This is a genomic window from Corallococcus sp. CA053C (assembly GCF_003611675.1).
Classification (GTDB): Bacteria; Myxococcota; Myxococcia; order Myxococcales; family Myxococcaceae; genus Corallococcus.
Genome location: NZ_RAWA01000031.1, coordinates 1 through 13,027, shown reverse-complemented (window position 1 = coordinate 13,027; position 13,027 = coordinate 1). Strand labels below are relative to the sequence as shown.

Here is a 13,027-nt window from a genome sequence, read left to right as displayed (position 1 = left end):
GGCCCGCGTCAACGTGTCCGGCCTGGACGCTCACCACAAGCCGAGCGTCGATTTTCCGGCTTGGTCCTGGGGAATTCCGGGGACCAAAAAAGGACCCAATCGAGCGGACGCGTGCGGCCGCTGAGGGGGGCCGATTTTCAGAGGGAAACCGGGGGGAGCGCCGTTTTTCAGAGCGGGCCGGTTTCCCCCCTACACGGCTTCGATTCCCGCCGCCTCCACGACGAGGACGCGGCGGGCCCTGACCCCGCCGCGCCTCCGTGGATGGGCCGCTCTCGTTCCCCCTACTGTCGGCTCACGCGCTTGAGCTTGAAGGGCGAGGGGCTCTCGCTCATCGTGAAGTAGCCCGAGCCGTTCGCGTCGTACTCGATGGCCTCACCCTGGCCCTCCACCGTGTCGGTGAGTGGCACCGGCGTGGCGGCGAAGGCGGTCTCGAATGCCGCGCCCGGCGCCGCACGGAACTCGTAGACCGTCCGGTACGTGCGCAGGATGAACCGCTCCGCACAGGGGTGGATGGCCGCCGCGGTGGCGCGCGCGAAGTTGTCGTCCAGCGGGTCCACGGGCAGCTGCAGGTTCGCGACGAAGACGAGCGTGGACATCGTCCCGGGAGTGGGGAGCGGCGTGGGGAACTTGTAGACCTTGCTCGCCCCGGTCGCCGACTTGGTGATGACGTAGATGTCACCGGTGACGGGGTGCACCATGAGGGCCTCGGCGTCCTTCGCGGTGTCCGGGTACACGAACGGGAAGGCCTCCGCGGTCAGCGAGCCCGTCGTCTGCCCTCCCGCGAGGTCCGGCTCCGGAATCCGGTAGACCGCGAACGAGTTCGGCGGCGTGGGGAAGTTGGCGCTGTTGCGGCCGATGTCCCCCATGAAGATGCATGAGCCCGCGGGGCATGGACCGGTGGCCACGTCCTCCCAGTCCGCCGGTGTCACGTTGCCCACGTTGAACACTCCCACCGTGGCCGCGTTCAGCGTGCTGATGGCCACGATGGCCGTGGTGTCCTCGTTGTGGACGTACAGCACGCCCGGCACCACACGGCTGGCCGCCAGACCCGAGGGCTCCACAATCTCGGTGGCCGTCACGGTTCCCTGCTGCACCCAGGTGCTCGCGTAGGTGTCTCCGACCGTGCAGGCCGGGGCGCTCGCCGCACGCAAGGCCACCACCTGGGCGGTGTTGGTCTGCGCGTACGGAGAGCTTCCGTTGAACGCGGGCTGCAGCCCCGCCGCGCCGAGGGGCTTCCAGGCCGCGTTGAAGATGAGGCCGGTGGAGGTGGAGACGAGGCAGGTCTCGAAGGACTCGGTGAAGTCCGCGGGCGGGACGATGGGGCTCGCCGGGCAGGTGTTGCCGGCCCAGATTTGCGAGCCGAACCACACCGCCAGCCCATCCGCGCTCGAGGTGGTGATGGCCGGAGCGTCGAACGCGGCGGTCGTGGCGTTCTTCTGGCCGCTGTGGGTGTCGATGGGGCTCACGGGGTCCGCCCCGGTGAATGCGTCGATGCTGCCCGCGAGGTTGCTCGCGAGGTCGATGCCGAACGCGTAGCTGGAGGGCTCCGAGGCCGTCGCGACCTTGTAGAAGACCCAGGACTTGAGCTGCGAGGAACTCTGGTCCGAGCGCAGGAAGGTCCAGCCCGAGGGCGGAGTGATGACCGCGCCGACCTGGTTGCGGTTGGTGAGTCGGGCCAGGAGCACGTCATCTTCCTGGACTCCGGCTGGAGCGGGAATGGTGAGCGTGCTCGCGGAGAGCGCCGTGGCCTGCGCGGTGCTGCGGAAGGCCACCGCGGGAGGCGCCGGCGGCTGGATGGCCCGGAGGGCGATGACCTGGGCGGTGTTGGTCTGCGCGTAGGGCGAGCTTCCGTTGAACGCGGGCTGCAGCCCCGCCGCGCCGAGGGGCTTCCAGGCCGCGTTGAAGATGAGGCCGGTGGAGGTGGAGACGAGGCAGGTCTCGAAGGACTCCGTGAAGTCCGTCGGCGGAACGATGGGGCTCGCGGGGCAGGTGCTCCCGGTCCAGATTTGCGAGCCGAACCACACCGCGAGGCCATCGGCCGTGGAGGTGGTGATGAGCGGCGTGTCGAACGCGGCGGTCGTGCCGTTCTTCTGGCCGCTGTGCGTGTCGATGGGGTTCACCGGGTCCACCCCGCTGAACGCGTCGATGCTGCCCGCGATGTTGCTCGCGAGGTCGATGCCGAAGGCGTAGCTGGAGGGCTCCGAGGCCGTGGCGACCTTGTAGAAGACCCAGCTCTTGAGCTGTGAGGAGCTCTGGTCCGAGCGCAACAGCGTCCAGCCCGCGGGCGGAGTGATGACCGCGCCGACCTGGTTGCGGTTGCTCAGGCGCGCGAGGAGGAGGTCGTCCGCCTGGACTCCGGCGGGGGCCGCGATGGTGAGGGAGCTCGCGGCCAGCGCGGTGGCCGCGGCGGTAGCGCGGAAGGCCACCGTGGCGGGAGGAGGAGGCGGCGGCGGGATGGCCCGCAGGGCGACGACCTCCGCGGTGTTCGTGGCCACGAACGCCGAGCTTCCGTTGAAGGCCGCCTGGACACCGGCGGCGCCCAGCTCACTCTCGGAGACGTGGAAGAGGATGCCGCTGGACGAGGAGACCAGGCACGTGTCCTCCTTCACGCTGAAGCCCGTCGGGGGAGAGATGCCGGGGGTGGGGCAGCTCGCGCCCGTCCAGACCTGCGAGCCAAACCACACCGCGAGTCCGTCGGCGCTCGTGGTGGTGAGGGCGGGGGTGGTGAAGGTCTGGCTGTCGCCGTTCTTCTGGCCGCTGTGGGTATCGATGGGATTCGTCGGGTCGACTCCGCTGTAGGCCACGAGGGTGCCGGCCAGGTAGCTCGCGAGGTCGAGGGTGAAGGTGTAGCTCGCGGGCTCGGAGGCCGTGGCGACCTTGTAGAGAATCCAGGTCTTGATGGCCGAGGCGCTCTGGTCCGAGCGCAGGAGCGTCCATCCCGTGGGGGCCGTGAGGATCGCGTTGACATTGTTGCGGTTGGTGAGGCGCGCCAGGATGACGTCATTCTCCTGAACACCGGCGGGCGCGGGGATGGCCAGCGAGGTGATTCCCTTCCCGCTCGCGCTGCTCACCGCGCGGAAGGTGACCTCAGAGAGCCCCTGGCGGCTCATCCCAAGAGGTTCCGCGACCCCTCCGGGCTCCCCGTCTTCCATTGGCACGCAGGCCGACATCACGGCGACCACGCATGCGAACACAGCGACCCATCGACGACTCATCAATGACTCCTCCACCGGGATGAAAGGCGCCTGGGGCGCCGGACTGGGCTCGCACCATACAGGCAACCCCTCGAAGCCGGGCGCGGGCGACGGACGGTCTGTGCGCGGCCCCGAGAGGACCGAGCCGCCCCGTCGCGAGTGGCCTGAGCAGGTGCCTTGTCGCCCCTGCCCAGGCCGACTCCGGGACTCACTGCTTCGGTGTGGCCACGCGCCGGATCTCGCGATCCACGACGCTGGAGAGGTGCTCCTCGGGGTCGTTCACGCACCCCTGGATGATGGCTCCCTCAAGCAGGGGCGGAGCCGGGGCTTACGGAGGAGAGCCCCGCCTTTGCCGCGACGGTGGAGGAGCCGAGGAAGGAGGGCACACCCCGTTTGGACCAGGCCGGGCTGCTGAAAAGGACGTTCGCCCTGGATGTGTTCGCGTGCTTGAGGTGTGGAGGCAGGCTTAAGGGTGTTGGCGTACGTGAAGGGAGCAGGCCATGGACGCCAGGGAGAGGACGAGGACACCGGCGACCCGGTGGAGGAGCGAAATCGTCATGGTGGATCGTCCATGGCAGATCCACTTCGCGCCCACCCCTCCGCACTGACATTGCAATGACACGCGCGGCTTCCTCCTCCTGCTCATGCTGTGACTGTAAAGCAACCACAGCTTCGAATTCGGGAGGAGCGCTGACCCTGTCTTGTTCCATTGGTACGGCACCTGGCGCCAATTCCTACTCTCCAATTGAACTCTGAGCTGGCGCGCGGTACTTGGATTCCGAGCCACCTCCTGCAAGGGAATGCGAAGCCATGAGCTGCAACAAGACACTGCGTCTGCCTGCCTTGCTGTTCATGATGAGTGTCCTTGGCGCCGGGTGTCTTCCGGAGGGGGAGCTGACGGAGGCCGAGCGCGGCCCCCGTTCCGCGGAGGCCGCGCTCGCATGCGAGCCTGGGACCACGACGACGGCCTGGGCCACGAGCTGCCCGACCTCGCCACCGGCCTGCACTCCGGGCACGTGGACGGCGGGAGGGCCGGATCCGGATCACACGAACTTCACTCTGGTCAGGGAGTCCGCCCACTTCGCCATCTACTCGGATGAGGCCATCACCAGCACCACCGCCCAGGCCGCGCTCGACACGCTGGAGAACACCGTCTGGAAGGCCTACTTCGGGTCGCCCATCTTCTTCAAGGAACCGCTCTGCAACCTGACGAGCAAGACCAAGGTCAGCGTCCACGTCCACTCCAACTGGGGGCTGTCCGGTGGTGCCTGGAGCGCGACGCGGATGGGGATGTGGATTGGCCCTGGCGCGCTCAATGACCACTGGGGGCTGGCACACGAGTTCATGCACGCCGTGCAGAGCGTGAGCGGCGGCATGACGTGCAACCAGTCCAACACCTGCGGGTGGATCTACGAGAGTCACGCCAACTTCATGCCGCACCAGCTCCCCGAGTACCGCACCGAGGTGCACTGCTCGGAGCTGGCCGTGAACGCCCCCCACGTGTACCTGGGCTCGACGCGGGACCGTTACTGCAACTGGCAGTTCATGGAGTTCTTGAAGGACAAGCACTGCTACAGCGCCGTCAATGACCTCTGGACGAGCAGCCCGAGCAACGACCCGTTCTCGCAGATCATGAAGACGCGGGGCTGGAACATCAGCCAGCTGAACGACTTCTTCGGCGAGTGGGCCCTGCACAACGTGACCTGGGACTACAAGGATCCGCCCCCCACCAGCGGCGGCAACCAGGGGCCGACCTACCGCGCGAAGTACGGCGCCATCACGAGCAAGACGCGCCCCGAGCGACGCCTCCGCCTGACCCAGCTGGAGCCGCTGGACACGGCCTTCGCGACGAACCGGCGGTTCGTGACGCCGGCCGGCTGGGCGCCGCAGCGCTGGGGCTACAACATCGTGCGGCTCTACCCGGAAGCGGGCGCCACCAGCGTGACCGTGACCTTCCGGGGCGTCACGCAGAGCGGCGCGGACTCGGACTGGCGCTGGGGCCTGGTCGCCACGGACAGCGCCATCACCACGCCGCGCTACAGCCCCCTGCAGCGCGGCGCGGATGGCGCGCTCCAGTTCTGCGTCAACTCCGGCGAAGCGCTGTTCCTGGTCGTGGTCGGAACCCCGTCGGTGCAGAAGCAGATTGTCTGGGATCAGCCGTACAACACCCTCCACCGCTATCCGTGGATGGTGCAGCTCACGAATGCCTGGCCCGAGGGGTTCAGGAGCGGCACGCGGGACGCCTGCCCTTCGGGGACGCAGCGTCATCCGAACGGCGGCGGCTGCGTCATCAGCGGCGTGCCGTCCAGCGTGTACGTCGGTCCCGATGCACAGGTGCTCGGCGGAACCGTGAGTGGCTCGGCGCGCATCGACGACCACGCCGTGGTCCTGTCGGGCAACGTCTCCGGCGGCACCGTCACCGGCCTCTCCGTGCTGACGAACGGCTTCAGCGTGAGCGGCTCGGCCCGGGTCGCCGCCACCTTCTACCCGCTGGGCTTCTACGAGGGCCAGCAGTCGGCGTCGGGCACGGCGCAGCTCATCGGCGACCTGGAATACCGGGGCGTCGGCCTGAACAAGACGGGCGGCACCTATTTCGGGTTCGTCGATCCGAACACCCCTGCCGCCTCGAACACGACGGACGTCACGCTCGCGCCGCCGTACGTCTGGCGGCCGTAGCGCGGCGCCAGCGGGCGCCGGGGCTTCGGAGATTGCGCCCCTGCGCGCCTCTGCGCAGGATGTGGAATGCGACACGTCCTTCGAAGCTGCATCCCGGCCGCGGCACTCCTCTGGGCCGTCCTTGCTCCCGGTTGCGGCAAATCCGGCTCGGAGCCGCCCCCGGGTGACGGAGGCGTCGTCGCACGGGATGGTGGCGACGGGGAGGATGGCGGCCCCGTCATCACGCCTGACGCGGGCGGAATCGAACCCGGTCCCATCGACGCCATCATCGCCGCCATGCCCGAGGGCTCCTGGAAGGAGCTGCCCGGCACGCAGATGGCGGACGTCTGCCCCCAGCCATACTCCAGCTACCCGTGCGAAGCGGTGATGATCGCGTGGAGCGGCGGAGCGTACGACTCGCTCCGGGACCGGCTGGTCGTCTGGGGCGGCGGTCACGACGACTCGTCGTACAACAACGTGTTCACGTTCGACCTCGCGTCGATGACGTGGAAGCGCTGGACCGACCTTCCGACGGGGATGACTGGCAACAGCGTCACCCCGGTGATGCGCGACAAGCGGGTCGAGACGTGCGGTCTCTACCCCTCCGTCGCGTCCCTGGACATCCCCGACGCGGGCCTGGGCCCCTCCGGCTACGTGCGCCACGAGCTGTGTGACGACCCGAGCATCAGCGCGCAATTGGACGCGCAGCAGCCGCGCAGCGCGCACACCTACGGCAACATCGCCTTCAGCGAGGCGACGGGCCGCTTCTACGTGCTCGGTTCCGTCGGCTCCTATCCCAGCGGTCAGTCCGGCGCTCCACGGGTGATGGGCTTCGACTTCGCGACCGCACGCTGGGTGCGCGGCGCGAACAACCCGGTCCTCGACTACGGCGCGAGCGCCGCCGACGCGCGAGGCCACCTCTGGTACGTCGGACCGAGGAAGCTTCACGAGTACGACCCGGTCGCCGACACCTGGACCGCACACGCGCCGGACGGAGCGGGCTTCTACTACGCGGGCGCGGCCGTGGACACGAAGCGCAACGTCCTCGCGCTGGTCCGCGAGGGCGCCACCGTGTCGACCTACGCGCTGAACGACGCGGCGAAGACCCACGCCACGGTGACCACCACGGGCTTGAGCGCGCCGGTCGGCGGAGCGCCCGGACTCGCGTACTCGCCGGTGCTCGACCGGTTCATTGCGTATCCGGGCGGTCGCAGGCTGGCGATGCTGGATTTGCAGACCGCGAGATGGGTGGAGGTCACCGGCACGGGCGACGACCCGGGCCCGCAGGCTTCGAATGGCACCTATGGCCGGTTCCGCTACAGCCCCGCGCGCAACGTGTTCGTCGTGGCCAACAGCACCCGGCGAAACGTGTTCATCTGGAAGCCGCCCACGACGGCGCCGTGACGGTCAGGCCTGCTTCAACCTGGGTTGAAGCAGGATCGGTTCGGAGCGCCTGTCCCTACTGCACCAGTCGACGGATGTCGCCGCAGGCGATGTAGGAGCTGCCATTGGCCATGGTGATGATCTCGTCCACCACGTAGAGGACGTTCTCCTCGCGGATGTCGCGGGGGAAGCGGATGTTGAGATCCGGATCGTATCCGTCAGACACCACGCGGGCGCGCAGCTTGCTGCCCTCCTTGACGCACTGGATGATGATGCCCGTGCCCACGCTGGTCGTCGTGGGCAGGTCCGCCGCCGAGCTCGCCGTCACCTTCGAGGCCGTGGGCTTGCCCTTGTTCGCTGGGGCCGCGGCCTGGCTCCGCGCAGGCCGGTCCTGTCCCGGCACCACCAGCCGCTTGATGTCTCCCACCACCCGGTAGAAGGTGCCGTCTCCGGACGTCTCCAGCTTCTCCACCACGTAGCGCACGCCCTCCTCGCGCGCGCTCCGGGGGAACTGCACGTTGAAGTTCGTGTCATGCCCCGGGGAGACGGTGTGCACGCGCAGCTTGCCGCCCTCGCGCACGCACTCCAGCACGATGCCACCGCCCGCGTCGCTGACGGCCTCCAGGCTGTCCGCCGAGCCTCCCGCCGTCCCACGCAGCGCCAGGTCCCCACGGTTGCGCGTGCCCGCCTGATAGGACTGGTCCCTCAGCTCCTTGCGGATCACCGCGTCGTACGTGCGCGACTCCATCCGCTGCGCGTAGTGCGCCAGTTGCTCCACCTCCTCGGAGAGCTCGTACGACGCCTTGTCCAGGAGGAGTGACAGCTCGGAGATGACCTCGCGCAGACGCCGGGAGGCCGAGGACAGGTCCCCCTTGTCCGCCAGCTCGATGGCCTGATCCTTCACGCGCGCGATGCGCAGGCGGCTCGTCTGGGCCAGCACGTGCTTGTCCGTCGCCGTCGCCGCCGACTCCGCGGCCGGGGCCAGGTGCGCGAGGATGGGCACCTCGCCCGTCAGCTCCCGCACGCGCCCTTCCACCACCACCTGCGCCCGGAACACCAGGGTGGCAAGCGCCACCGGCCCGGCCACCGACGGCGCCTCCACCGACAGCTCCGCTGCGAGCTGCCGCGGCTCCGTGGCGTACACATCCCCCAACCCCACCGTCACCTCCTGGCCTTGCGCCGCGAAACGGTAGCGGTTGAGCACGCTTGCCACCTTCACCGTGGACGCGGGCTTGATCACCACCTCCAGGTTCTGCGCCACCAGCGAGCCCAGGCCCTCCATCTCGATGCGGAACACCCCCGCGGCATCCTCGGGCGACTGGATGTAATAGAAGTGCCCCTCGCCGGCATTGGCCATGCCGATGAGCAGGTCCTCGTTGAAGTTGGCGCCGAAGCCCAGCGTCGTGGTGATGATGCCCGCACTGGACTTCTCGCGCGCCAGGTCGATGAGCTGGCCCGCGTCCTGGATGCCCGTGTTGGCCTTCCCATCCGTGAGCAGCAGCACGCGGTTGATGCGCTCGCTGGACAGCTGGCTCTTCACGTGGTCCACGCCCTTGAGCCACCCGCCACTCAGGTTGGTGCAGCCGCCCGCGCCAATCTTGGAGAGCACCTTGCCGATGGCCGCCTTGTCCGTGACCTTCACCGGGGCGAGCACCGTGGACACCGTGTCGTCATAGGCCACGATGGACAGCGAATCCTCGGGGCCCATGCGCTCCACCAGCTCGTGCGAGGCCTTGATGGCGTTCTTCAGCGGCGCACCCGCCATGGAACCCGAACGGTCGATGACGAGCCCCAGGTTGAGCGAGCGCCGCGCGGACGCCGCGCCCCCCTCCGCCGAGAACGTCACCAGCAGGTCGACCTTGGATGACGTCCCCATGGGCAGGACGGGGTGACTGAGCGTGTACGTCGTCTTCAATGGGGAGCCTTTCGTAAGGGACGAAAGGCAGCCTATTCCAACCCCCTGTCATTCGTCATGACGCCCCATCCCACCTCGTGACAGCGCGTGAGCGCACCCACAAGCAAGCGCGAAGGAGGCGAGCGTAACGCTCCGGCGGGGGTGCTCCGTCCCGTGGGGATGAAGACACTTTCCAGAGGAGGTGCACCCATGTCCATTCAAGAAATCCCCGGCTCGGAACCGAACCGGGAAATGAAAGGCGATCCCATCCTTCAGGAGGGCTCGCGGGGGGCGGCCGTTGTCGAACTCCAACAACTGCTCACGAAGGCGGGCTTCAGTGTGGGAAGCGCCGACGGAATCTTCGGCGCGAAGACGGAGGCCGCGGTGATGGCCTTCCAACGCGCGCACCAGTTGGTGGCCGATGGCATCGTCGGCTCCCTCACCTGGGCCCGGTTGAGAGCCCCCGTCGTCGTCGCGAGCGGACTGCGCGCGAAGATTGTCTCCGAGGCGAACTGGGGCATCGCGAACGCGGCGGGCATCCACTACCAGCAGGTGCGCCCCATCGACGGCCTCAACGCGCGCCACAAGATGCCGCTCAACATCGACTGCTCCGGCTTCGTCACGCTCTGCTACAAGTGGGCGGGCGCCCCCGACCCCAATGGCCTGGACTACAACGGGCAGGGCTACACGGGCACGCTGCTCAGCTACCTGACGCCGGTCTCGTCATCCCAGGTCAAACCGGGCGACCTCGTGCTCTGGCATCGCGGCGGCGTCGGTGAGCACGTGTCCCTGGTCCTCGAGCCCGGCAGCGACCCGCTGCTCGTGTCCCACGGCGCGGAGTCTGGCCCGTACACGGTCCGCTTCTCGGCCTCCAATCGCAGCCACGCGGGCGCGAGCGTGGCGTGGTTGAACCTCCCCGCGGTGGACGCGGCGAGAGGCAGGCCCATGCCAGAAGCGCCTCAGGCGCGACAGGCGAGGGCGCAGCAGGCGACGGGCAAGACCGACCCGGCGACCGAGGAGACGCTGCTGCCGGAGCCCGGCTCCGTCCCCGTCACGCATTGACCCAGGCGCGCGACGCATCGGCTCAGGCGCCGTGCGCCGCGCCGCCCCGCAGTGGAAGGTCGACGGTGAACGTGGCGCCCTCGCCGAGCGTGCTCTCGGCATTCACCGTGCCGCCCAGGGCTTCGACAATCTGCCGCGAGATGTAGAGCCCCAGGCCCAGCCCTCCATAGTGGCGCTCGGACACCGCGCGCTCGAACTTGCCCCAGATGCGCTGGAGGTCCACCGGCGCGATGCCGATGCCCCGGTCGTGGACCGTCAGCCTCGCGTGCCCGTCCACCTCCTCCACGCTCATCGTCACCGGGTGGCCGGGGCCATACTTGAGGGCGTTCGCCAGCAGGTTCGTCACCACCTGCTCCAGCCGCGAGCTGTCCCAGGCGCCCACCACCGGCGCGGGAGCGTGGAGGTGGACCTCGCAGCCCGCGCGCTTCACCTCGGTGTCGAAGCGCCCGACCACGTCCCTCACCAGCGCCGCGAGGTCGCACGGCTGGGTTTCGAGCGTGAGGGCCGGCCGTCCCGCGCGGATGTTCGACACGTCCAGGAGGTCGTTCACCAGGACGGCGAGCCGCTTCACCTGCCGCCGCATGACCTCCAGGTGGGGCACAAGACGCCGGGCCAGGGGGGACTCCGGCTCGGCTCCAGCCACGCGCGCGAGCGCCTCCAGCTTGAGGGCCAGGGGCGTCAGCGGTGTCTTGAGCTCATGGCTGGCGATGCCCAGGAACTCGTCGCGGGCGCTGACCGCCAGCTTCAGCTCCTCCAGGAGTCGCTCCCGCTCCTGCTCCGCCACCTTGCGCTCGGTGACGTCCACGCCCATCACCACTCCGTGGGTGATGTGGCCCTGCGCGTCGCGCACGGGCGTCGCGCTGTACTCGACGATGCCCCGGCTGCCGTCGCCCCGGAGGACGTGGATGGCCTCGGCCATGACTGATACGCCGGAGGTGATGGCACGCGACAGGGGCCACTCGAGGGGTTCGTACGGCCGCCCATCGGCATGGAAGCCCGGATAGGCGCGGTACCCCTCCATGTCCGGAGCGGGTTCGGTGGGGCCGCGAATCTGGGCCTCCGCCTGCGCGTTGGCGAGGAAGAGTCTGCCGCTGGGCGCCTCCGCGATGTAGACGGAGTAGGGCAACTGCTGCAGGACGGCCTGGAGGATGCTCCGCTCGTGCCTCAACTGTCGGATGAGCCCCTCCCGCTCGGCCTCCACCCGGACGCGCTCTGTCACGTCCAGCGACGCGATGCTGATGCTGGTGACACGGCCGGCCTCGTCCAGGACGGGCTGGTAGAACACCTCGAAGGTGAGACCCGCGGTCCGGACGATGGAGGAGAAGGTCTCTCCCCGGAGTCCCCGCTGGAGGAACTCCACCACCAGGGGCTCGTTCGCGTACATCTCGAGGGCCGACTGTCCCACCACCTGGCCCGGAGAGAGGCCCATGCTCCGCAGTCCCTTGCCCTCGGACACGACGAAGCGGCCCTCGGCGTCGAGCACGGCGAGGATGATCGGCCCGCTGTTGATGACGGTCCGCAGCCGCTGCTCCGCCAGCACGAGCTGCTCCTTGGCCTCCCGCTGCTGGGTGACGTCGCGCGCGGAGGCGTAGATGAGGCCCGTCTCCGGCACGGGCACGGCGGTCCAGTCGAGCCACTTCCACCCGCCCTCCCTGCACGCGACACGGACGGTGAGGCCGGGGCCGGCGTCTCCCCGCTTCAGCAAGGCCAGCGTCTGCTCGCCCCGGCCCCGGTCCTCCGGGTGGATGAAGTCCAGGAAGGGCCGGGCGAGGAGCTCCTGCTCGCTCCAGCCCAGGATGCGCGTGAAGGCCGGGTTCACCCGCTTGAAGGCGCCGTCCATGGTGGCGACGCAGAACAGGTCCGGCGCCAGTCGGAAGAAGCGCTCGCGTTCCGCTTCGGCCTCCTTGGGCTCGGTCAGGTCCAGCACGAAGGTGGCGTTCTGATTCAGGGCGGGCAGGCGGACGCTGCCCAGCATGACGGGCGCGCGACGGCCGTCCTTGCGCACGTACTCCTTCTCGAAGGTGCTCGTCATGCCGCGGGCTTCGACGTCCTCCACCGCCCGCTGCGTCACCGCCTGGAACTCCGGTGGGGTCATGCCCATGAAGTTGAGGCGGCCCGCCTCCAGGTCCTCGCGGCTGTAGCCCACGGTGCGCAGGAAGGTGTCGTTGGCATCCAGGATGCGGCCGTCGTTGTCGCTGAACACGAGCCCGATGAGGTGGGATTCGAAGATGCTGCGGAAGCGCGACTCGCCGGCCGCGAGCTGCCGGGCCAGCGCCTCCGCGCGCTCCCGGGCCTCGTGCTCCTTGCGCAGCAGCGCCTCCCGCTCGCGCTCGGAGCGCTCCCGTTCCTGGCTGACGCGGGTGTCCCGTTCGAGGCGCACCATCAAGCACCGCAGCTCGGGCGCATGGCCGTCGCGGTGTTCGCGCGGCAGCACCTTGGTGAGGAAGGGGAGCGCCTGCCCGTTCGCATCCAGGAACCGCAGCACGCCGCTGCGCCCGGTCCGGCGGCGTGAGCCGTCGCGCGAGCCCTCCAAGAAGAGCGTCAGCGCGTCGTCAAGGTCCTCGGGGTGGAGGTGCCGGGTGAGGAAGTCCGGCTCGGTCCACCACTGCTCCAGCGGATGGCCCAGAAGCCCGGCGGCATTCGGACTCACGTGCAGCAGCTGAAGCGTCACCGCGTCGGCGGTCCAGACGATGACCTCGAATTGCAGGGCCCAGTCGGAGAGGCCGCGCTCTTCGGTGCTGGCCTCGGCTGTCATCATCCCTGCGCCCCCTTTGAGCCTCCGCGGTCAGGCCCTCCGTTGATTCTAGGAATGGTCCACGGGGCGGGACGGAGGGGGCGG

General features: G+C 69.1%; 6 protein-coding genes. 3 read left to right on the top strand and 3 right to left on the bottom strand.

The features are described 5' to 3' along the window. Positions 1-281 precede the first annotated feature (281 nt). Complete coding sequence (locus D7V97_RS06525; protein WP_233582546.1) at positions 282-3,110, bottom strand: cell wall anchor protein; 2,829 nt, start codon at positions 3,108-3,110, stop codon at positions 282-284. Between the two features lie 894 nt (positions 3,111-4,004). Between D7V97_RS06525 and D7V97_RS06515 the strand changes: the two genes are divergently transcribed. Together D7V97_RS06515 and D7V97_RS06510 are read left to right on the top strand one after the other, a co-directional pair. After that, positions 4,005-5,870, top strand: a complete 1,866-nt coding sequence (locus D7V97_RS06515; protein ID WP_120609726.1) for a DUF6055 domain-containing protein — start codon at positions 4,005-4,007, stop codon at positions 5,868-5,870. Positions 5,871-5,936: 66 nt separating this feature from the next. Further along, positions 5,937-7,253, top strand: coding sequence for a hypothetical protein (locus tag D7V97_RS06510; RefSeq protein WP_147444711.1), 1,317 nt, complete (start codon positions 5,937-5,939; stop codon positions 7,251-7,253). Positions 7,254-7,308: 55 nt separating this feature from the next. Here D7V97_RS06510 and D7V97_RS06505 read toward each other — a convergent pair whose 3' ends face one another. Continuing rightward, on the bottom strand, positions 7,309-9,147 hold the full coding sequence (locus D7V97_RS06505) for a VWA domain-containing protein (protein ID WP_199728721.1): 1,839 nt from the start codon (positions 9,145-9,147) through the stop codon (positions 7,309-7,311). A 231-nt stretch (positions 9,148-9,378) separates the two neighbouring features. Here D7V97_RS06505 and D7V97_RS06500 point away from each other — a divergent pair, with 231 nt between their 5' ends. Beyond that, a complete protein-coding gene (locus D7V97_RS06500; protein WP_233582545.1) occupies positions 9,379-10,188 on the top strand; it encodes a peptidoglycan-binding protein in 810 nt (269 codons plus the stop codon). A gap of 22 nt (positions 10,189-10,210) precedes the next feature. On the opposite strand, the gene D7V97_RS06495 is transcribed toward D7V97_RS06500, so the two are convergent. Beyond that, positions 10,211-12,946, bottom strand: coding sequence for a PAS domain S-box protein (locus tag D7V97_RS06495; RefSeq protein ID WP_120609723.1), 2,736 nt, complete (start codon positions 12,944-12,946; stop codon positions 10,211-10,213). Positions 12,947-13,027 lie beyond the last annotated feature (81 nt).

What these genes read in the sequence shown, in the direction of transcription:
- D7V97_RS06525 (WP_233582546.1), bottom strand. Translation starts at nt 3,110, where the DNA reads ATGAGCCGCCAGGGGCTCTCTGAGGTCACCTTCCGCGCGGTGAGCAGC.
- D7V97_RS06515 (WP_120609726.1), top strand. Translation starts at nt 4,005, where the DNA reads ATGAGCTGCAACAAGACACTGCGTCTGCCTGCCTTGCTGTTCATGATG.
- D7V97_RS06510 (WP_147444711.1), top strand. Translation starts at nt 5,937, where the DNA reads ATGCGACACGTCCTTCGAAGCTGCATCCCGGCCGCGGCACTCCTCTGG.
- D7V97_RS06500 (WP_233582545.1), top strand. Translation starts at nt 9,379, where the DNA reads ATGAAAGGCGATCCCATCCTTCAGGAGGGCTCGCGGGGGGCGGCCGTT.
- D7V97_RS06495 (WP_120609723.1), bottom strand. Translation starts at nt 12,946, where the DNA reads ATGATGACAGCCGAGGCCAGCACCGAAGAGCGCGGCCTCTCCGACTGG.